This is a genomic window from Enterococcus sp. LJL120, from assembly GCF_054871765.1.
In genome coordinates this window covers 257802-277883 of the sequence record NZ_JBTXLV010000003.1, presented here as the reverse complement: position 1 = coordinate 277883, position 20082 = coordinate 257802, and the positions used below count along the sequence as shown (strand labels likewise).

The window sequence follows — 20082 nt, the reverse complement described above, 5'->3', positions numbered from 1 at the left end:
TTAAGAAGGGATGTAGCAGCAATGAAATTTATTTCGTGGAATGTCAACGGTTTGCGGGCTGTGGTTAAAAAAAGTTTTATGGAAGTCTTTGAGGAGTTGGACGCCGACTTTTTTTGTCTTCAAGAAACCAAACTTCAAGAAGGACAAATTGACTTAGATTTGCCAGGCTATACACAGTACTGGAATTATGCGGTGAAGAAGGGCTATTCTGGTACGGTAATTTTTGCCAAGGAGCCAGCTTTGAGTGTTCGTTATGGCATGGGCTTTGAGGAACACGATCAAGAGGGCCGGCTAATCACTTTAGAATATGCAGATTTTTATTTGATTACTTGCTATACTCCGAATTCTCAAAACGAATTACGCCGGTTAGACTACCGAATGACTTGGGAAGATGCCTTTAGAGAGTATTTAAATAAATTAAAAGCTGATAAGCCAGTGATTTTATGCGGCGATTTAAATGTCGCCCATGAAAATATTGATTTAAAAAATTGGAAAACTAATCAAAAAAATGCCGGCTTTACACCACAAGAGCGGGGAAAATTCAGCGAGTTATTAGCGACTGGCTTCACTGATACCTTCCGCTATTTTTATCCGGACTTAGAAGGTGCTTATTCTTGGTGGAGCTACCGCTTCAATGCTCGACAAAACAATGCAGGGTGGCGGATTGATTATTTTGTGGTCTCTGATGACTTGCAAAGTAAGCTGACAGAGGCTAAAATTCATAGTGAAATCTTTGGCAGCGACCACTGTCCTGTGGAAGTCGACCTTACGTTTTAGTTTTAAAAGAAAGAAGGAATCCTTTTGAATTTTATTGCAATGGATTTCGAGACGGCTAATTATCAAAGCCACAGCGCTTGCTCATTAGCCCTAGTCATGGTTCAAAACAGCCAGATTGTCGGTCAGTATTACTCACTGATTAAACCTGAAACAGAATTTTTCTACCGCAATATTCAAATTCACGGCATCCACCCAGAAGATGTTCGTGAGGCACCCACTTTTCCTGAGGTTTGGCAGACGATTCAGCAATATTTTCAACGGGACCGACTAATTGTCGCCCATAATGCCGGCTTTGATACAAAAGTTTTAGCGGGCTGCTTAGATTATTATCAGTTGACTCGCCCTGAATATCTTTCTTTGTGCACAGTCAGAACTAGTCGCAAACTTTTTCCGGAAATGAAAAACCACCGCTTAAACACAGTTTGCCAAGAATTAGGTATTACATTAGAAAACCATCATGATGCCTTAGAGGATAGCAGAGCCTGTGCAAATATTTTACTTTACCAAGAGGATCATTTCGGCGTGGCACCGCTTAAGAAATTAGTGCGGTTGGAGCAGTAAAAAACATGCTTTTCTCCTAGCTATGGGAAAAAAGCATGTTTTTTGATTGTTATCCAAAATTGTCTGACACAGAAACAGTAAAATCAAAACCATTTTGCTAATCAAACACCATTTCAAAAGAAAAAAGCTACGTATTTAGTCATCAAGCTCTAGATAATCAAGATTAATTTGAACCCTATTTCCCCTTCTCCAACTCCAAAAACTGGGCCAAGGCTTCTTGCCAAGTAGGAATCTTAAAGCCTAGTGCCTCGGCTTTACTTAAATCCATCACAGAATATTGCGGGCGTTTCGCTTTTTGCGGATATTCTTCTGAAGTTACTGGTAAAATTTTAACATTGGTATCCTTCAAAATTTCTGTGGCAAAGTCAAACCATGAGCAGCTGTTTTCATTAGATAAATGATAGATGCCAAAGGGTGCCGCCTCTGCATTTAAAAAAGTAATAAATTCGGCTAAAGTTCTGGTCCAAGTTGGACGACCATATTGGTCATTGACTACCGTCAAAGTATCTCTAGTTTCAGCTAACTTTTGCATGGTATAAACAAAATTATGCCCATAAATTCCAAAGACCCAAGAGGTCCGGACAATATAATAATTCTCCATAATTTCTTGAACCGCTTGCTCGCCTAATAATTTAGTGCGGCCGTATTCGCTTTGAGGATTGGTGGCGTCATCTTCTTGATACATACCGCCTTTTTTTGTGCCATCAAAGACATAATCGGTGGAAATGTACACGAGAGTTGCCCCCACAGCTTTGGCCGCTTCAGCAACATTTTTAGTACCTGTTACATTGATTAGCTCATCTAGTTCTTTACCTTCATCTTCAGCCTTATCAACGGCTGTATAAGCTGCACAATGATAAATTAAACTTGGCTGCACTTCTTTTACTTTTGCCATCGTCGCTTGCGCATCGGTAATATCCATCTCTGCCGCATCTGTTGAAATATAGTCTAACTTTTGTTCATCCAATAAATGGCGCAATTCTGTTCCTAATTGGCCGTTGCCGCCAGTAATTAAAATCATTTAATCTACCCCTTTTCTCTGATGTAAAAAGAGGCTGAAACAAAAGTCGCCAGCAATGAAAGCTTCATTGGGGTTGTTGACTAGTGCCACAGCCTCTCTCAATTGTAAAAATTATTGTCCGTTTTTCGCATAATTCGCTTCAACAGCAGCTTTTTCAGCTTCCCACCATTGGCGATTATCGGTGTACCATTGAATTGTATTGGCTAAGCCATCACGGAAATTGGTAAATTCCGGGGTCCAGCCTAACTCATCTCTTAATTTTGTTGAATCAATTGCATAGCGTAAATCGTGGCCGGCACGATCTTTGACATGATCGTAGGCATCTTTAGATTGGCCCATTAATTCTAAAATTAATTCTAAAACTTCTTTATTATTTTCTTCGCCATCGGCACCGATTAAATAGGTTTCGCCGATTTTACCCTTTGTTAAAATCCTCCAGACAGCCGAAGAATGGTCATTGGTATGAATCCAATCCCGCACATTTTTACCATCGCCATAAAGTTTTGGTTTAATCCCTGAAAGAACATTGGTAATTTGGCGGGGAATAAATTTTTCAATATGTTGATACGGTCCATAATTGTTCGAGCAATTTGAAATGGTTGCCGCCAAGCCAAATGAGCGAACCCAAGCCTTTACTAATAAATCCGAACCCGCCTTCGTTGAAGAATACGGACTGGATGGATTATAAGGCGTTTCTGCAGTAAATTTTTCACCGGGACCATCGCCATGACCTGGCAAATCTTCTCTTAGCGGTAAATCGCCGTATACTTCGTCAGTCGAAACGTGGTGATAACGGACTTGATGTTTGCGGCAAGCCTCGATTAAAGTGTAGGTACCGATAATATTGGTTTGGACAAAAGGAAATGGATCTTTCAATGAGTTATCATTGTGGGATTCAGCCGCATAATGCACCACTGCATCAGCTTTTGCAACTAGCTGGTCAACTAAAGGCGCATCGGCAATGTCGCCAACAACTAACTCAACCCGGTCTTCAGGTAAGCCAGCAATATTTTCTTTGTTGCCAGCATAGGTTAGTTTGTCTAAAACTGTAATGTGGACTTCTGGATGATGATTGACGACATAATGGACAAAATTTGAACCGATAAAGCCGGCTCCGCCCGTGACAATAATATTTTTCATAAATTAAAATTCTCCTTGCTTAAATTTCGCCATAAACAAAATCATTTTCAGTTTCAAAAGCTTTTAAAGTTGGATGATGTTTGTCTTTTTCAGATGTGATGGCCTTTTCTAAATCCATCGGCCACTCAATACCTAATTCTGGATCGTCAAAAGCAATCCCGCCATCCGCTTGGGCATTATAATAATTGTCACACTTATACATAAAATTCACGTTCGGTGTTAATGTCATAAAGCCATGGGCAAAGCCACGGGGTACTAATAATTGCCGATGGTTACTCTCAGAGAGAATGTAGCCTTCCCATTTTCCATAAGTCGGACTACCTTTTCGAATATCCACAATGACATCTAGCACGGCACCAGTGACAACTCGAATTAATTTAGTTTGACTAGCCTGGCCTTTTTGAAAATGCAGGCCTCTAACAACTCCTGCCTCAGAGGACAAGGAATGATTATCTTGAACAAATTTTGTCGTGATACCAGCATTCGTAAAGTCCTCTTCAGAATAGCTTTCAGTAAAAAAGCCACGATGATCACCGAAAACGGCTGGTTCAATGATTAAGACGTCTGTCAAATTAGTTTTCATTACGTTTAATTTTCCCATGATTACTCCTCATTTGCCAAACGCAAAAGGTATTGACCATATGCGTTTTTCTTTAAAGGCTGCGCTAATTCAACCATATGCTCTTTAGTGATATAGCCCATGCGATAAGCAATTTCTTCTAAACAGGCAACTTTTAAGTTTTGGCGTTTTTCAATCGTTTCAATAAAAGTTGAAGCTTCTAATAACGATTCGTGGGTCCCAGTGTCCAGCCACGCAAAGCCGCGGCCCATTAATTCAACCGATAATTTTCCACGATTTAAATATTCTTTATTAACATCGGTAATTTCTAATTCCCCTCTTGGAGAAGGTTCGATGTTTTTAGCAATTTCAACGACGTCATTGTCATAGAAATACAGTCCAGTAACTGCATAATTTGATTTAGGACTTTCTGGTTTTTCCTCAATCGACAACGCCTGCATATTTGCATCAAAATCAACCACGCCAAAACGTTCCGGATCGTTGACATGATAGCCAAAGACCGTAGCGCCTTGTTCTTTTTGGGCTGCCCGTTGCAACATTTTAGACAATCCGCCGCCGTAATAAATATTATCACCTAGAATTAAGCAGACACTGTCATCGCCAATAAATTCTTCTCCGATAATAAACGCCTGCGCCAAGCCATCAGGACTCTCCTGCACAGCATATTCAATATTCATGCCTAATTCATGGCCATCGCCAAAAAGCCGTTCAAATCTTGGCGTATCATCCGGCGTTGAAATAATCAACACATCCCGAATTCCGGCCAACATCAAAACGGACATTGGATAATAAATCATTGGTTTGTCATAGACTGGCATCAATTGCTTTGATGTAGCCTTCGTCAACGGATATAAACGCGTACCAGAACCGCCTGCTAAAATAATTCCCTTCATCGTTTCCTTAACCTCAATTCATCTATTTTTTTAACAAAATTTCTGCTCTCAACAGTTTATGATTATATCATAGCCCTTTCCATAAACAAAGCTATGTCAATAGAAATTAACATAGCTTTAAAGGCTTGATTATTTTTTTGAAAACCATTTTTCTTTTAACTGAGTTCGATAGTCCTTATCACCGAAGAATTTAAACAAGCACATCAACGGCTGGCGATTTGGTCCCATTAAGCCAATCAATTCAACAAACAGCTCTAAACCGATAGCGACGGCCGCAACCAATAAAAGCACCGCCCAAATTGAAGTATTGTAGCTGAGAATTAAAGCGATAAAGGAAAAAATCAGTGCCAAGGCATAAATGGTCAGCACAGCACCTTTATGGCTGAATCCCAACGACAGTAACCGATGATGCAGATGCATTTTATCCGCTGATGAAATTTTTTGTTTATTGATATGCCGGCGGATAATCGCAAAGACGGTATCGGTAACTGGCACGCCCATAATAACCATCGGCGTAACTAAACTGATTAAAGTGGCATTTTTCAAATTCTGCAGGGATAAAACAGAAATCATAAATCCGAGAAATAATGCCCCGGTATCGCCGAGATAAATTCGGGCCGGATGAAAATTATAAGGGAAAAATCCAGCGATCGAAGCTACCAAAACAAAAATTGTAATTGGGACAAAAATCTGCGGCTCTGTTAAAAAGAAATAGCCGATAATCCCTATCGTCGTCAAAGCAATAATCGAAACCCCAGAGGCCAACCCATCCAATCCGTCAATTAAATTCAGGGAATTGGTAATCGCCAAAATCCAAATAATAGTTAGCGGAAAGGAAATCCAGCTTAAATCAATAAAACCAATCATCGGCAAACTTAAGCTATCAAACCGAACATCGCCGATAAAATAAACAATACAAGCGCCAATCACGACGCCAATTGTTTTAGGCAGTGGCTTCAATTCAAAAATATCATCAATAATTCCCGTAATCACAATCGCTAACCCGCCTAGCAGCAATGGAAAGATAAAGCTACGGGGAATCAAATCTTGAAATAAAAAAATCGTGGAAAAGGCAAAGGCCAAAAAAATCGCTAAGCCGCCCATTGTAGGCATCACTTTAGTATTTATTCGTCGCGGGCCGGGATTATCCACAGCCCCCACTTGAAAGGACAATAACTTTACTAAGGGGGTCAAAATAATGCCGATAAACATCGTGACAATTAAACGAACGATCACTGTAAACATAATGTGCATGTCCGACTCTCTTTTCTATAAAAAATCATTTTAAGCATAACATTTGCGTCTTATTTTCTCAAGGTTGGCTAAGATTTTTTAATGAATCCGTTGGAAAATACGTCACAGATTGCTTTTTTTTCTTAAATTGAGTAGTATTATCATGACTTTCATAATTTCATGAAAAGGAGCAGGATGCGTATTAAAAGAATCGCTTTAAGCGTAGTCACTTATAATAGTAGTGACGCCTTTAAAACTATCGATAACTTAATAACAGAAATACTGCCGAACTTTTCAGCAGAACTGTTTATTTTTGACAATAATTCAACACCTGGCTATCAAGAGAAGCTGCAAACCTACGCTTCCGAGCAAGTAACCATTACCTTTTATCCAGAAAATAAAGGCTTTGGCTTTGGCCACAATCACAACGCCCGCTTAACTGACAGTGAGTATCTGGTCATTTGCAATCCAGATATTTTAATTGACCAACATAGTTTAAAAGCTTTGTATGATTATATGGAGGAAAATGTTCAGGCTGCGTTAAGTGCGCCAAAAGTTTTATATCCTGACGGCACCACCCAATATTTAATGCGCCAAAAACTCGATGTCTTTGACTATATGCTGCGTTTTATTCCTTTTCAGTTTGTTAAAGATATTTTTCAAAAACGCTTAGCTTTTTTTGAAACCCGTGAACAGACCGACCGCACTGAGATTCAGCAGATTCCGTTTGTCTCAGGTTGTTTTATGTTTTATCGCAAAAAAGATTTTGATCAAATTGCTGGCTTTGATGAACGCTTTTTTATGTACTTTGAAGACAATGACATCTGCCAAAAAACGCGACAAAGTGGCAAAGAAATTATGTATGTCCCGCAAGCTTCTGTTATTCATTTTTACGGTCGGGATTCCCACCGCAGCCGCAAAGTCTTTATGATTTTTATGCGCTCGATGGTCAGCTATTTTAATAAATGGGGCTGGCGTTTTTTTTAGATCCAGCCTTGAAAGGTGCTTATGAATAAAATTACTGTAGTGGTGGTTTTGTACCAAGAAAAAATTACTGACCTGCCTAGCTTGCCGGTCTTAGAAAAACTCACCTCTAAAAAAAATTTCCAACTTATTTTTTATGATAATAGTCCGCAGCCTCAAGAAAATCCACTTACTGTTGGCCAAGTGCTTTATCACCATGACCAACGAAATTTAGGTCTGGCTACAGCATATAATTACGCATGGCATCAGGCCCAGCAATTCGGTGCTGACGCTTTACTCCTGCTAGATGATGATACTGCTCTGACTGAGAATTATTTACATACAATTGCATCCATTGCAATTGAAGCTACCACCGGTGCCATTGTGCCGCAAATTTTTGCAGGCGGCCAGCAGATTTCACCAGTTTTTGCTGATGTTTATATTAATCGTGACAGCCAATTTCCACCGCCCGGCAGTTGTCAGCGGCATGTGATGGCCATCAATTCTGGTAGCTTGATACCGTTAGCCCTCCTTGGAAACATCGGCGGTTTTAATGAAGCCTTTCCGCTGGATTTTCTCGATCATTGGCTCTTTTGGAAAGTCTTTCAACAAGGTTATACAGTTGAAATTCTAGACTCACAATTACAGCATCAACTCTCTGTTTTAGATTACAGCAAGGTCTCAAATCAGCGCTATCAAAGCATCTTAACTGCTGAAGCAAATTATTATCAGCAGTACCAACAAGAATTACTGCCAAATCATAAAAAGCAACTACTCAAACGACTCGTCAAACAATTTATCAAAGTTAAAAATCGTAAAATTTGGCGGCAAACACTGGCTGCCTATAAAAACTTAACTGGAGGACCGACATGATTTCAGTTTGCATGGCTACTTACAATGGTGCTAAAGTTATTGAAAAACAATTAGTTTCGATTTTAAAACAACTCTCCAGTGTTGATGAGATCATCATTGTCGACGATGCCTCCACTGATGAGACTAGAGGGCTAATCAAAAAAATCGCTGAGCCATATGCAGCTCAGTTAATTCTGCTAGAAAATCCGCAAAACTTAGGCCCCATTCGCTCCTTTGAAAAGGCGCTGCAGGCCTCAAGTGGTGACTACATTTTCTTTACCGATCAAGACGACGAATGGTTTTTAGATAAAGTTGCTACGGTGATGGCAGTCATCACTCGTGAAAAAAGCGACCTTGTTGTCCATGATGGCGTGGTGATTGATGGGCAAGGAGCAATCGTTGACCCATTGTGGAATCACTACAATCATAATGATGTTCATCAAGGTGTCCTTGGCAATCTTAAAAAAAATGGTTATACAGGGGCGATGATGACGATTTCCCGCCGTTTGGCAAATGCTAGCCTACCCTTCCCGAATAAACTTGAAATGCACGACCAGTGGTTTTTTTTAGTCGCAAAAAAACTTGGCTATTCGATTTCAATCATTGAAAAGCCACTGATGAATTATGTTAGACACGGCGGCAATGTGACAGGGATGCGCAAACGAACCGGTTGGGAGCGATTGAGGGGGCGGTTGCGTACCGCAAGAAATTTTTTATCAATAAAAAATTAAAAAAGAAGGAGTTTTAACTTGAGTAATTTGACAAATCAGCCAGCGTTAAGTGTCATTGTCCCTGTCTATAATGCTGAAAAATTTATTGACCAATGTGTTTCTTCGATTTTGAATAATTCCTTTTCAGATTTTGAGTTAATTTTAATTGATGATGGGTCAACCGATAATTCTTTAAAACTATTGAAAAAAGTCCACGATTCTCGAATTATTATCTTGCACCATGAAAATCATGGGGTCAGTTATACTAGAAATCGTGGTATTGAAGTGGCTAATGGTGAGTATTTGGTTTTTATTGATAGTGATGATTTTATTGACCTAGATTATTTAGAAACACTCTATAGCTCAGTCCAAAATTTTGATGTGGGGATTAGCGGAATTAAATATGTAAATCGAGACAGTAGGATTTTGAAGGTTTTACCAATTAAGGATAACAGTTGGCAAAAATTTCGATTGCCACTATCTGGGGGGAAAATATATCGCCGTATTTTCTTGATTGAAAACCATCTGAACTATAGCCCATATGAGATTGGGGAGGACTTATTTTTCAATTTATCTAATTACGCTAACACCGAGAAAGTTAAAATTATCGAATTTATCGGTTACAATTATGTTGAAAACCCCCATAGTGTTTCCCGCAGTAAGAAAAGCACTTTTAACGTTATCCCCTTGTTAAAAGATATGATTAACGTGGGAACAAATAGCCCTTTTATTCATCAAGAGGAGTTGAGTTTTGTTTTAAAGAAGACTTTGATTGACGGGATATTGTTTAACCGCAGAAGTTTACCGGTTACTACGCAAAAAGAAATCCTTATTGCTGGAAACCATTTATTAAAGCAACAGCATATGCAACTTTTTCAAATAGAAAAAAACGATAGTCTAATAGTCAATGGAGCTATCAATATTTTTGCGCTATTTGCAAAACTTCACCTGCTTTCTCCATTTCTTTGGATACTTAGTAAATTATAAAAAGAGTCTATAACATTATTCTTTTTGACAGATCACATCATGAACTATTTTATACTTGTCTCCGTAATCCAATGGGCTTAGGCGCAACTCTATAATATTAGTAGCTCTTACTAATATTATAGAGTTCAAATCTGTCTTGAACTAATACCACAGACTCTTTTATCTTTCGATTTTTTGATGATACATTTTCCACACTGATAGGATTAACAGGAGAACCAAAGCCAAGCAAGAAACACAAAATAAAACTGCTGCCCCCATTAACTCTAAATGTATTACCAAAAAATTCCCGCATAAAGTAGCAAAAACAGCTACAAATCCATAGATAAATAGTAATAATCTTTGACTTTCAAAGACTGTCAACAGATAAACAAATAAATAAGACAGACTATTAACGCCTCCGGCAACTAACAAGATAGCAAATTCAGCTCGATAATCCGCTAGATTCACATTGTAAATAAACGATAAAACTGGTATGCCAATAGTGATTCCCCCTAGAACTACTACTAAAGTCAGAGCAAAAATTAATCCAATAATTTTAAATATAATCTTTCTAAATTTTGGATAGTCTTTTTCGCTCCAAGCTTTTGATATATATGTGTACATTGGGACGAAGACAAATGACGTGAACAAAGCAATAATTGAAGACGGCATAAAAATAATATTATACACGGTCTGAAAACTCTCATTCAAATATAATTCAATAGCATTCTTAGGGGCATTCATAATAAAATTTGTTAAAAAGGCGCTCAAGAAAATCGGAAAACAGGATAGGTATAGCTTCACTAATTTTTTTTTATGCAATTTAGTGAAAATCGGATTCTGCTCTAATCTTCTAACAAATTGAAAATCAAAGATTAATAACCAGCAAATCGAAAGAACAATTGCTGTAATTAAAGCAACAGCAACATTTTTAGTTAGGAGTAAAACAATTAAAAAAGAAGAATCGTAGCTGATAACCCTTCCTAAATAGGACTTGCCAGAAATATCTAGGCGATTTTGTTTTTGTAAAAAACCCGCAAAAACATCTGCAAAGGTTTCCCCAATCATTAAACTAGTCAATAATAATGCGATGGTCATTTTATAACTATCAAAACCAAGCACTATGCCATAAACCAATGTTCCAAGAATCATCAATAGAACAGTCAGACCTTTTGATTGCAAATAATAGGCAAAAGAAAATTTGTTTTTGACATCTGCCACTTGAAAATTACGGCTTCCAAACATCCCAATCGAGAGCATCAACTGGCATACCGCCCAGCCAATCGAAAAGACTCCGGCTTCAAAAGTTCCTAGAAAGCGTGTGACAAATAACAGCAGAAAGACTGAAGAAGCAGCATAAACACTACTGCCGATGCTGTACCAGAGGGTTTCGGTTTTTGGACTGACTTGCCGCTTCAAAATTTTTTGATAAAAATTCTCCATCATTCTTCCTTATTTCTCTAATTTGTATTTTGACTCTTGACATAATAGCGCATTAAAAAGTTCGCAATCGGCTGTGGCCAAAACAAACGATACATAAATAAATCTTCTTTTGTGCGGGAATTGTCGCTGATTGAAGCTGTCGTCTCTGACTCATCATGAATGCGATGGAACATCAGCTTTTGATTGATAAAGGCAAAGCCACCTGTTTTATTCGCAATTTGATACCAAGCGTACCAATCCAACGAGACCCGCATCTCCTCATCAAAACGAAAATCATTTAAAGCTTTTAGATTATACGAAACAGCTGGACAAGAAATGGGGTTACCAAATGCCAACACTCTTTTTCGCCAAAATTTTGACTTAGGAAATATCGCCATTGTCTTTAGCATCAAAGTTTTAATTTTCAAATTCGTATTAGCAGGAATTTTTTGGCCGTCTTTCCATTCATAGTAATCTGGATAAGCAATCAAGGTATCCGCCTTTTCCTTAAACTGTTGCATAATTTCTTCAGAGTAAGTCGCTTCATAGAAGTCATCTTGATGGGCAATTGTTGCATACTGAGTCGTAACAAAGGACAATGCATTGTTCCAATCTTTACCAATCGAGCCTCCCGTTTTGGTGAACAACTCCAGCTGATATTTCTCAGCTAGAAGCTGAATAAAATCATTCGGTGTAGAGGTATAAATAATAATCTTAGAGGATGTCTTTTGATTAAGTAAAGACTGCAGGCAATCCTCTAAATAAGTGCTTTTCTTATAGGCACAAACCACAAACGTATGGTCAGTAAAACTAGTCGTCATCTTTAGCAGACTCCTTATTTTTTGATTTCAAAAGGGATAGTTCTTGGATGATAATATTAATCTGGTCCTTTTGTTTGGATAATTGCAAAGATTGCATAAAGACAATCAGCAATAAGAAAATGACCGCTAAAAATAATAGGAAATTGGAGGTCAGCTGAAAGCCAAACAGTTGGCTCAACCAAGTTGGAATTGGTGTAAAGACAGAAAATATCAGTAGAATAATCCCGACCGTCAGCCAAATTCCAGCATTCTCCAAAGAAAATTTATTTTTATTGATACTTCTGATAATGAAATATAAAAAGAATAAGGCTACTAAAATCATCACAATTGAAAAAATATCCATCAGTCATTCTCCTTCATCAAGCCTGCCACTAAAATGGCTGTGCAGACCTCCGCCATATAGCGAATGGACTTAATCGGCGTAATCGAAGACTCGCCACCTTGGCGTTCAAACATATTAACCGGCTGTTCCTGCACGCGCATTTTGCGCTTCAACATATGCACAATTGATTCCGGCTCCGGGTATTTAACAGGGTACCTGCGGGCAAAAGCTTGGATGACTTTGCGACTAGCCGCCCGATACCCCGACGTCGTGTCATAGATTTTCTTGCCAGTCACGAGCTTGATAAAAAAGGAAATCACATTGATACCAAAGCGTCGCATAAAAGAAGTTTGAAATTCAGAACGATTGGCCCCAACAAAGCGCGAGCCCACCGTTAAATCAGCTTCTCCTTTGACAATTGGTTCAATTAAAACTGCTAAAGAGAGAATATCGTGTTGCCCATCACCGTCAAACTGAACGGCGATGTCAAAATTATTTTCTAAAGCATATTTATAGCCAGTTTGCACTGCCCCGCCAATTCCTAAATTCATCACAAGATTTACATGATGCAACTGATTGGTTTCTAAAATTTCCTGTGTCCGATCTTTTGATCCATCATTAATTACTACATAATCAAGTTCAAAATCAATTGTCCGCTGATATTCCTGAATACTTTGGACTGTCTGCAAAATGCTGTCCTCTTCATTATAAGCGGGAATCACTAATAAAGTTTTCATTGTTCCTCCAATTTTAGCCCTTAAAAAGCCCCTTCGGATAAATTCACTAATGCTTATTGTAACTGAAAGCGTACGATTTTAAAAGACAAGCTCCAGAAAAAAGAGTTAACCTAAAGAAAAATAAAAACTCCACTTTAGCTTCTTAAAAAAGTTTTGCTGATTTTTCTCCACTACAAGATGATGAAGAACCACAAAAAAAGAGTCAGCTGGAATCAATTGGACTAAATGCATCACGACATCTAGCACAACAAACCTGCTCACTCAAATTTTATTATGTATCTTATTGGAACTAAACCCGACCAAAGTAGCGGTTAATCCGATTGACTACTTTGTTTTTAAACCGACGAATTTTCAATTCTAACCGGGCCAAACGTGATTTCTTCTCGTTGGTTGCCAAAACATATTCAAGGTGCCTCAAAGGACTGATACTAGTCGTTTCGTAGCTATCAATATCCTGTAAGAGCTCATTATAAACCGTCGCAATTTGATAATAATCCTTTGCCGTCGGTTTAAAAGTTACTGCAGCTTTTTTCGCTGCCGGGAAATTCTCAAGCAAATCAACAATTTTCTCTGTCAAATCGGCAACATCGCCACTTTGATAAAGTTCTCCAAAATTAAAAATATTGTAGGCTGAAAGGTGTCCGGGATTATCTGATAAAATAACTGGAACGCCATTGAGCAGTGCTTCCACATAGACTAAACCGAATGTTTCCATCGCTGAAGGAAAAACACAGATATCTTGATCCGTCACTTCAGACCATGGATTTTCCAAATTTCCCTTAAAGGTAACCCCTTTGACTTGATGCTCTTTGATATAATTTTTACACAATTTGATGTAATCATCATCCCATGCACCAATTAAGACTAGTTCAAGATCAATTGTAGACAATTGTTCAAATGCCTTGATTAGCTCCAATTGATTTTTTCTTTTTGTGAGACGACCGACTGAAACAATCCGCCGTTTTTTTCCGGCCTTTAATTCTTGAGCATGTATTTCTGTGTAGGGGGAAAATTCTTTCACTAACCGGGGACTGAATAGTTCATTCAGCCGTTGATTTAGCTCGCCACTAACGCTATATAGTTCATTTGAATAAGCCGAAATGAAGTCAATTTTCTCCTTGTAATAGCCAAACTCCCCCTCTGGAAATTCATGAATCATCCAAAAATGTGGCACACCAGTAATTGCTGCAGCTACAGCCCCTTGAAACATATTTACGGTGTTGGTAATTACCAAATCAATCTGGTTCTTCTCAATATATTCTTGGATGACTTTGATATTTTCCCGATGAAACATCGCCCGTTCCTCTAGTGTTCCCGGATAACCGCTGGGGGCTTCTTCCCACCACCATTTCAAAATTGGGATGAAGTTTGTTTCAATTCCTGCCTCACGACTCCGGTCAAAATAAACAATTTGACTTTCATGGCGTGCTTGAGGGGCAACATTAAAGACTTGATGCCCACTGGCCACCAAATATTTCATCAAATTAAAATTAGAAATTTCAGCGCCATTGTCCATGGTGCCAGATGGGGAAATAAATAAGATTTTACGCATTAAACTTACCTTTCTAACACTATAAAATTTGCCGCCAATAAACATAGGCAATTAGATAAACCATTGTTAAAAAATTAAAAATTAAGACGGTAGACATAAAAACCATACTTGTTTTGTCTTTTATCTTCACTTCTAATTTTGCATGCAAGCTTTGGAGAAAAGGAGCAACAAATAGTAAAAATGGGGTGAAATAGCGGCCTTGAGCTCCAGTTGAAATCCAAGCATTTTCACCTAAATCAATGTAAGTCCATTGATAGTACATGCCAGTTATGATGGCCAAAATTTGTAGTGGTATCATCAAACCGGTAAACAGACCAAATACTTTTGGAATCTCCATCTCATTTTTTTGTATCTGATCATAGGCTAAAATAAATACAGCAACTACATCGATAAAAATTAACCACATCGGTAGTTCAATTGTAAAATTACCAAAAAAGCCAAAAATCCCAGCAGTCAGAATGCCATTTAAGTGACCATTCAAATTATTATTGAAAACTGTATTGAATAAAACAATTGCTAGTTTTGGAAGACCACCTTGACTAGCTAGTAAAATCTGTGCACCAATAAGTCCCCCAATAATGACAATAGCGCTTAAAGGATATTTATATCGCCAAACAAAATTCTTAGACTTGTCAACAAATTGGTTCAATTTCTGATATTTCACTGGGAAATGCAGCGGCAGTAGGACAAGTAGCGGTACCAATAACAGGTTATTTGTTTTAGTAATATATAATGTTATGGTACTAAGCAAAATCAAAATAAGGTATTTTCGTGTAACGACTTTTTCAAACAAAAGATTGGTCAGTAAAACATAGAAAGCAGCAATCGCTACATAATTTTCCACATCATAGGAAAGTGAAGCGGTCTGCTGAATCATCATGGGAAGTAGTGAGACAAAGGCTAACAATTTTTTCCCAAACTTAGTAGCCTTGATTAAAAAATATAAAGCAATCAAATAGAACAAAGCATTGAACAATCTTCCCAGAGTAAACATCACACCAATAGAAGGATAGACCCAACTACCAATCAACATACCGATTAATTGAGGTAAGTGATTTAAACTTTTTAACGAAAAACTCAGTTTGAAATTTTCATTCGATAAATCAAGTTTTTCTGTAAAGAGTTCTTTGTACTCAGCCCCAGAAAAATGTTCATCTGCACTGGTTAAATCCATCCATTTGAGGCTTTCCTCAGTGTCTTCATATACGATTCCCCAGGTCATCCTTGCGTGATTTGCTTCGTCAGGTGTACGATTAATCGGCATGAAGAAAATCATAAACCCTACAAAAATCGTTCCCAGTACTAAAAAAATTTTTTCTGGTTTTACATTTTGTAAACTCATTTTAAATACTCCACCAATCCATCCACTTTATTTTCAGTCACACAATTTCCCAAAACATATTGATACGCTTGTTCGGCAATAGTTTGACGCCGTTCCTGATCAATCACAAGGGCTTCCAGTTTTTCAAACCAATCATGGTCATTGACTAAAATGCTAGTTTTCCCCTCTTGAATCATTTCCCGAAATGCTCCGATATCACTAGCAACAGTCGGCACTTTAACTAACGCTGCCTCAAGCCATTTAATTTCTGATTTCGCTTCATTAAAAATTGAGGTTACCAATGGCGCTAAATTAATATCGACTTGGCTTAAAAGCGCTGGTAATTGCCGCCAATCGACAAAATCATGGGTGACAATTTGCTCTTTAAAGCTGGCGATATCCTTTGGCACATCCAAATGACCTACTAGATGCAGCTCCAAATAGGGATATTTTTTTAGTAAATCAATGATAGCCGGTTTAATCAATTCAAAATTTTCATTATGGGTAATCGAACCGGAAAAATAGCCGATGGCAACTTTCTCAGTTGACTGACCATACTCTCGCAAATGTTTTTGACTGATTGCGACTAATTCATTATTGGCTAAATTTCGATTTAGCAAAACTAATGGCTTATAATGATACAACTCCTCCTGCAATTTCCCTGTCGAAGTAATAGCCCCATCGCAGAGCATCAACATTTTTTGATAATTATTAACGGAAGCGTCATAATTTTCTTTTTCAATTTTACTTAATCCTTGGGTATAGCTCAACATATCCGTATATTTGGTATCGATTACTAAATCATCAATATCATAAAGCACTGGTTTATCAAATTGATTAGCCAATTGAATTAACTGCTCCAAAAGTGGGGTGTAGCTGGCACGATAAATAATAATGTGACTGGCATCCTGCGCATCCTTTAACTGCAGCTCAGACAAATTCACTTTGCGAACGGTTAAACCAGTAGAGCGTAGCTGTTCAACTTTATTTTCCACGCGATATTTTGTCAGCTGGGGGATTACATTTTCAACGCCGTCAATAATTAGTACGTAATTTTCCCGATGCCAGTCGTGCATTTGCTGCATAATTGTCTCAATTATTTCTGGAGGATAATCCGTCGTCTTTAGAAAATTTAACAAGGCTGGCACTTCTGTTTCTCTTTGCAAGCCCTGCCAGACAAATTGCTGATTGTCATAATTAGAAAAAGCCGAGTATTTAATTAAAGGCACGCCTTCTTGAAGCATCGTTAAAGGGTGAATGTACATCGCAGAATCTTGATTATTTAAAGTAACTGCCGAATGCAGATAACCTAAATCCGCAAAATGTTTGGTGAAAACTGTTTCATGACGACCGATTGCTTGAAAACGAGTATTAGTTTCGCCAAGGTTTCGCCAATATTCAAAGAAACTATCCGTTAAAAAAAGTGACTTTTCTATCACTAAAAAATAAGATTGCAGGTGGACAGGAATATAACCGTATGGATTAAATCCAGTAATATCTCCTTGCTCTTCACCATAAGAAATTCCCCAAAAATCAACTCTCTTAGCTGCCATCTTTTGAAAAACTGCCGCCAAATCGCCGATTGGTCCAACATTGGTATCATTAACCAGTAAGAGCTCATCATAATCCGCCAAGCCCGTTTTTCCTAAGTAGTCAACGCCAAACTTAAAAGCTGCTGTATCATAGCCGCTATTTTCTCGAAAAACGACTTCGCCGATTTTTGCTAAACGTTTTTCATCGGCCTCCGGCAAACTGCCATTCACCACAATCAAAACTCTGGTGGACAATTTCGCCAAAGCTTTAAGAAAAACAATTTTGTATTCCTGCAGATGAGCTTGATTTTCGTAAATTACATATATCAAAACCCGGCTGGGATTTTCGTAATTGTTTAATTCCCGCTGCCTTTTTAATGCCCGTTGTCGCATTTTTGCTTGTGGATTGGGTAGTCGACTAAGACCGCTTTTCAATTTTTGTTTGATTCGAGAACCCGCGACTCTGATTAAACGAGGTTCCTTAATCATCCGCACACTGTAATAGTGAATTTTTTTTAATTTGTCCTTCATACCTATTCTGCTCCTGTTTCAATGACCCACTGACCATTTCGTTTTAAAATTCCACTGCTGGAAATTCTTTCGCTTTTAGTCATCTCTGTCTTTGGAGAAATAATAATCACCGGCGAATTTTCACTATCAGAAAACGCAAAGGGCTCGTCCTTGTCATTTCTAATGGACACGTTCAATTTGAGTTTGCAATGGTTGATTTCGTCTAGCTGACAAGTATAGCGGAATGTTTTTAATCCTTTCCCGCTCGTCATTTGATCAAAAGAATTATCATTATACATCCAACTATTGCGGTCAATGTCTTCAATGGAAAAAGCAATATAAGTTTGCATATCTTCTAAAACATTGTAGCTGATTTCAAAACTAATTTCGCGATTATCCCCTTCAAGCAGCTGAGGGGATAATAATTTCACTTTAAAATCTTTAATGTGCTGAACTTCTTCTACCATTTCAGCTTCTTTTAAATCTGCTTCCGCTTGATTGCTGCCTTCAATAACTGTTGCTGAACCGCTTTGATTTACATTGTCCAAAGAATATTGATTGGCAACATCATCAGGGGTCCCAATTACTTTGATTTCGCCGCGATCAATTAAAACCGCTCGATTGCAATATTTTCTAACGGCATTCATATCGTGGGTCACTAAAATAATTGTCTTTTTAGCTTCTTTTGCCTCAGTGAAATAATCATTACATTTTCTTTGAAATGCTTCGTCCCCAACGGCTAAAACTTCATCCAACACTAGAATATCACTCTTAGCTTGAATTGCGACTGAAAAGGCAAGCCGCACCTGCATCCCGCTGGAATAATTTTTCAACTTTTGATTCATAAATTCATGCAGCTCTGCAAAGTTTACAATGTCATCATACATCTCATCCACTTCTTTATCAGAAAAACCTAACATTGCGCCATTCAAGTAAACATTTTCTTTTCCAGTTAATTCTGGATTGAAGCCTACTCCCAGTTCAATAAAGGAAACCAGTTTCCCATCAATTTCAACAGTGCCTTGCTCTGGTACATAAATTTGAGAAATTATTTTCAATAAGGTTGATTTACCACTTCCGTTACGACCAACAATCCCAAAGAAGTCGCCTTTTTCTACACCAAAAGAAAGTCCTCTTAAGACATGCTGCTCTTGATAACCCTTGATGCCTTTAAAATAATTCACCAAGGTTCTTTTTAAACTAGTAGTACTCTCAGTTGGTAAGCGGAACGTTTTATATATATTATCTATTTTAACTGCATACTCTTTTTTCTCTTCCATATTAAATAATCTCCGCAAATTTCTTAGAATTTTTAATGAAGATGCGATAACCGATAATTAAAATTAAAAATGGTAAAACATACGGAATCGCAATAAGCCAATTCGTATTAATCATCTGCCAAACCGGTGTGTAGGCTTCACCGATGGTCAAATACCGCAAATCTTGAATCAGCTGGGCCATCGGGCTAAGCATTAATAATTTAGCAATTGTCGGACTGTAATCCACCACTAGAGAAATCGGATAAATAATTGGCGTTAAATACATCCCTGCCTGCAAAACAATTTCCCAAATCGGCCCAATATCTCTAAACCGCACATAGATTGTCGCCAAAATAAAGGAAACTCCTAACGAGAGGGCATAGAGTTCCACTAACAACAATGGTGCCAACCAGAAATAAGCACTTATCGTCACACCATTAATTAAGCCAAACAAAAATACAATGACTAAACTAATTAATAAATTAATCAAAGCATTCAGAGAAATCGATATCACAATAATTGAGGAAGGAAAACTTAATTTTCTTAACAAATCCCCACGGGTTACAATGGAAGACATCCCTAAGTTTGTTGTTTCATTAAAGAAGCTCCAAATCACTGTCCCTAACAACAAAGCAACTGCGAAATTGGGAATTCCTTGTCCGAATTTTAAAAATCGGACAAAAACGATATATTGAACTGTAAACAGCATTAATGGTTTTAAAATTGACCAGACATAGCCCATTAAACTTCCTTGATAGCGCAGTTTAAAATCAGTCTTTACTAATTCCTTTAGCAAAATTAGATTTTTCTTTTCAAACATATTTTTCTCCTTATAACTTCTGGAATATTTTCATTTCATATTATTATAGTAGCTGATATTTTACACTTAAAAAAGTATACTCGACATCGG

20 protein-coding genes are annotated in these 20082 nt (G+C 37.9%); 6 read left to right on the top strand and 14 right to left on the bottom strand.

Features of this window, described 5'->3' with window-relative positions; all coding sequences use genetic code 11:
* Positions 1-21 precede the first annotated feature (21 nt).
* Positions 22-777, top strand: a complete 756-nt coding sequence (locus ACYSNU_RS06590; protein WP_461736394.1) for an exodeoxyribonuclease III — start codon at positions 22-24, stop codon at positions 775-777.
* 24 nt (positions 778-801) lie between these two features.
* Positions 802-1338, top strand: coding sequence for a 3'-5' exonuclease (locus ACYSNU_RS06585; protein ID WP_265458417.1), 537 nt, complete (start codon positions 802-804; stop codon positions 1336-1338).
* A gap of 175 nt (positions 1339-1513) precedes the next feature.
* Here ACYSNU_RS06585 and rfbD read toward each other — a convergent pair whose 3' ends face one another.
* The 5 genes from rfbD to ACYSNU_RS06560 all read right to left on the bottom strand — a co-directional run bounded on the left by rfbD (position 1514) and on the right by ACYSNU_RS06560 (position 6226).
* Positions 1514-2359 carry a dTDP-4-dehydrorhamnose reductase gene (gene rfbD, locus ACYSNU_RS06580; RefSeq protein WP_461736393.1) on the bottom strand — a complete coding sequence of 282 codons (846 nt, stop codon included), beginning with the start codon at positions 2357-2359 and terminating at the stop codon, positions 1514-1516.
* 111 nt (positions 2360-2470) lie between these two features.
* The gene (rfbB, locus tag ACYSNU_RS06575; RefSeq protein WP_461736392.1) at positions 2471-3499 is read right to left on the bottom strand and encodes a dTDP-glucose 4,6-dehydratase; all 1029 of its coding nucleotides are present in this window, start codon (positions 3497-3499) and stop codon (positions 2471-2473) included.
* Positions 3500-3518: 19 nt separating this feature from the next.
* On the bottom strand, positions 3519-4100 hold the full coding sequence (gene rfbC, locus ACYSNU_RS06570; protein WP_461736391.1) for a dTDP-4-dehydrorhamnose 3,5-epimerase: 582 nt from the start codon (positions 4098-4100) through the stop codon (positions 3519-3521).
* Between the two features lie 2 nt (positions 4101-4102).
* Positions 4103-4972 carry a glucose-1-phosphate thymidylyltransferase RfbA gene (gene rfbA / locus ACYSNU_RS06565; RefSeq protein ID WP_461736390.1) on the bottom strand — a complete coding sequence of 290 codons (870 nt, stop codon included), beginning with the start codon at positions 4970-4972 and terminating at the stop codon, positions 4103-4105.
* A gap of 129 nt (positions 4973-5101) precedes the next feature.
* Complete coding sequence (locus ACYSNU_RS06560; protein WP_461736389.1) at positions 5102-6226, bottom strand: MraY family glycosyltransferase; 1125 nt, start codon at positions 6224-6226, stop codon at positions 5102-5104.
* A gap of 174 nt (positions 6227-6400) precedes the next feature.
* Between ACYSNU_RS06560 and ACYSNU_RS06555 the strand changes: the two genes are divergently transcribed.
* The 4 genes from ACYSNU_RS06555 to ACYSNU_RS06540 are packed head-to-tail and all read left to right on the top strand — an operon-like array spanning position 6401 to position 9717.
* Positions 6401-7192: a glycosyltransferase family 2 protein gene (locus tag ACYSNU_RS06555; RefSeq protein ID WP_461736388.1), complete on the top strand. Its 792-nt coding sequence runs from the start codon at positions 6401-6403 to the stop codon at positions 7190-7192.
* A gap of 21 nt (positions 7193-7213) precedes the next feature.
* Positions 7214-8041 carry a glycosyltransferase family protein gene (locus tag ACYSNU_RS06550; RefSeq protein ID WP_461736387.1) on the top strand — a complete coding sequence of 276 codons (828 nt, stop codon included), beginning with the start codon at positions 7214-7216 and terminating at the stop codon, positions 8039-8041.
* Positions 8038-8751 (top strand): glycosyltransferase family 2 protein, encoded by a 714-nt coding sequence (locus ACYSNU_RS06545; protein ID WP_461736386.1) that lies wholly within the window; start codon positions 8038-8040, stop codon positions 8749-8751. Before ACYSNU_RS06550 ends, ACYSNU_RS06545 begins: the two co-directional genes overlap by 4 nt.
* Positions 8752-8769: 18 nt before the next feature.
* Positions 8770-9717: a glycosyltransferase family 2 protein gene (locus ACYSNU_RS06540; protein ID WP_461736385.1), complete on the top strand. Its 948-nt coding sequence runs from the start codon at positions 8770-8772 to the stop codon at positions 9715-9717.
* Positions 9718-9876: 159 nt separating this feature from the next.
* Here ACYSNU_RS06540 and ACYSNU_RS06535 read toward each other — a convergent pair whose 3' ends face one another.
* The 9 genes from ACYSNU_RS06535 to ACYSNU_RS06495 form a co-directional block, all read right to left on the bottom strand.
* A complete protein-coding gene (locus ACYSNU_RS06535; protein ID WP_461736384.1) occupies positions 9877-11139 on the bottom strand; it encodes a lipopolysaccharide biosynthesis protein in 1263 nt (420 codons plus the stop codon).
* Positions 11140-11156: 17 nt separating this feature from the next.
* Positions 11157-11939, bottom strand: a complete 783-nt coding sequence (locus ACYSNU_RS06530) for a glycosyltransferase family A protein (protein WP_461736383.1) — start codon at positions 11937-11939, stop codon at positions 11157-11159.
* Positions 11929-12282: a DUF2304 domain-containing protein gene (locus ACYSNU_RS06525; protein ID WP_461736382.1), complete on the bottom strand. Its 354-nt coding sequence runs from the start codon at positions 12280-12282 to the stop codon at positions 11929-11931. The genes ACYSNU_RS06530 and ACYSNU_RS06525 overlap by 11 nt, the downstream gene beginning before the upstream one ends.
* On the bottom strand, positions 12282-12998 hold the full coding sequence (locus tag ACYSNU_RS06520; RefSeq protein ID WP_461736381.1) for a glycosyltransferase family 2 protein: 717 nt from the start codon (positions 12996-12998) through the stop codon (positions 12282-12284). The genes ACYSNU_RS06525 and ACYSNU_RS06520 overlap by 1 nt, the downstream gene beginning before the upstream one ends.
* Positions 12999-13287: 289 nt before the next feature.
* On the bottom strand, positions 13288-14550 hold the full coding sequence (locus ACYSNU_RS06515; protein ID WP_461736380.1) for a glycosyltransferase family 4 protein: 1263 nt from the start codon (positions 14548-14550) through the stop codon (positions 13288-13290).
* A 19-nt stretch (positions 14551-14569) separates the two neighbouring features.
* Positions 14570-15892 (bottom strand): DUF2142 domain-containing protein, encoded by a 1323-nt coding sequence (locus ACYSNU_RS06510; protein WP_461736379.1) that lies wholly within the window; start codon positions 15890-15892, stop codon positions 14570-14572.
* Complete coding sequence (locus ACYSNU_RS06505) at positions 15889-17934, bottom strand: rhamnan synthesis F family protein (protein WP_461736378.1); 2046 nt, start codon at positions 17932-17934, stop codon at positions 15889-15891. The genes ACYSNU_RS06510 and ACYSNU_RS06505 overlap by 4 nt, the downstream gene beginning before the upstream one ends.
* Positions 17935-17936: 2 nt before the next feature.
* Positions 17937-19193, bottom strand: a complete 1257-nt coding sequence (locus ACYSNU_RS06500) for an ABC transporter ATP-binding protein (protein ID WP_461736377.1) — start codon at positions 19191-19193, stop codon at positions 17937-17939.
* Between the two features lies 1 nt (position 19194).
* A complete protein-coding gene (locus ACYSNU_RS06495) occupies positions 19195-19992 on the bottom strand; it encodes an ABC transporter permease (RefSeq protein ID WP_265458385.1) in 798 nt (265 codons plus the stop codon).
* Between the last annotated feature and the right edge of the window lie 90 nt (positions 19993-20082).

What these genes read in the sequence shown, in the direction of transcription:
- ACYSNU_RS06590 (WP_461736394.1), top strand. Translation starts at nt 22, where the DNA reads ATGAAATTTATTTCGTGGAATGTCAACGGTTTGCGGGCTGTGGTTAAA.
- rfbD (WP_461736393.1), bottom strand. Translation starts at nt 2,359, where the DNA reads ATGATTTTAATTACTGGCGGCAACGGCCAATTAGGAACAGAATTGCGC.
- rfbB (WP_461736392.1), bottom strand. Translation starts at nt 3,499, where the DNA reads ATGAAAAATATTATTGTCACGGGCGGAGCCGGCTTTATCGGTTCAAAT.
- rfbC (WP_461736391.1), bottom strand. Translation starts at nt 4,100, where the DNA reads ATGGGAAAATTAAACGTAATGAAAACTAATTTGACAGACGTCTTAATC.
- rfbA (WP_461736390.1), bottom strand. Translation starts at nt 4,972, where the DNA reads ATGAAGGGAATTATTTTAGCAGGCGGTTCTGGTACGCGTTTATATCCG.
- ACYSNU_RS06560 (WP_461736389.1), bottom strand. Translation starts at nt 6,226, where the DNA reads ATGCACATTATGTTTACAGTGATCGTTCGTTTAATTGTCACGATGTTT.
- ACYSNU_RS06555 (WP_461736388.1), top strand. Translation starts at nt 6,401, where the DNA reads ATGCGTATTAAAAGAATCGCTTTAAGCGTAGTCACTTATAATAGTAGT.
- ACYSNU_RS06550 (WP_461736387.1), top strand. Translation starts at nt 7,214, where the DNA reads ATGAATAAAATTACTGTAGTGGTGGTTTTGTACCAAGAAAAAATTACT.
- ACYSNU_RS06545 (WP_461736386.1), top strand. Translation starts at nt 8,038, where the DNA reads ATGATTTCAGTTTGCATGGCTACTTACAATGGTGCTAAAGTTATTGAA.
- ACYSNU_RS06535 (WP_461736384.1), bottom strand. Translation starts at nt 11,139, where the DNA reads ATGGAGAATTTTTATCAAAAAATTTTGAAGCGGCAAGTCAGTCCAAAA.
- ACYSNU_RS06530 (WP_461736383.1), bottom strand. Translation starts at nt 11,939, where the DNA reads ATGACGACTAGTTTTACTGACCATACGTTTGTGGTTTGTGCCTATAAG.
- ACYSNU_RS06525 (WP_461736382.1), bottom strand. Translation starts at nt 12,282, where the DNA reads ATGGATATTTTTTCAATTGTGATGATTTTAGTAGCCTTATTCTTTTTA.
- ACYSNU_RS06520 (WP_461736381.1), bottom strand. Translation starts at nt 12,998, where the DNA reads ATGAAAACTTTATTAGTGATTCCCGCTTATAATGAAGAGGACAGCATT.
- ACYSNU_RS06515 (WP_461736380.1), bottom strand. Translation starts at nt 14,550, where the DNA reads ATGCGTAAAATCTTATTTATTTCCCCATCTGGCACCATGGACAATGGC.
- ACYSNU_RS06510 (WP_461736379.1), bottom strand. Translation starts at nt 15,892, where the DNA reads ATGAGTTTACAAAATGTAAAACCAGAAAAAATTTTTTTAGTACTGGGA.
- ACYSNU_RS06505 (WP_461736378.1), bottom strand. Translation starts at nt 17,934, where the DNA reads ATGAAGGACAAATTAAAAAAAATTCACTATTACAGTGTGCGGATGATT.
- ACYSNU_RS06500 (WP_461736377.1), bottom strand. Translation starts at nt 19,193, where the DNA reads ATGGAAGAGAAAAAAGAGTATGCAGTTAAAATAGATAATATATATAAA.
- ACYSNU_RS06495 (WP_265458385.1), bottom strand. Translation starts at nt 19,992, where the DNA reads ATGTTTGAAAAGAAAAATCTAATTTTGCTAAAGGAATTAGTAAAGACT.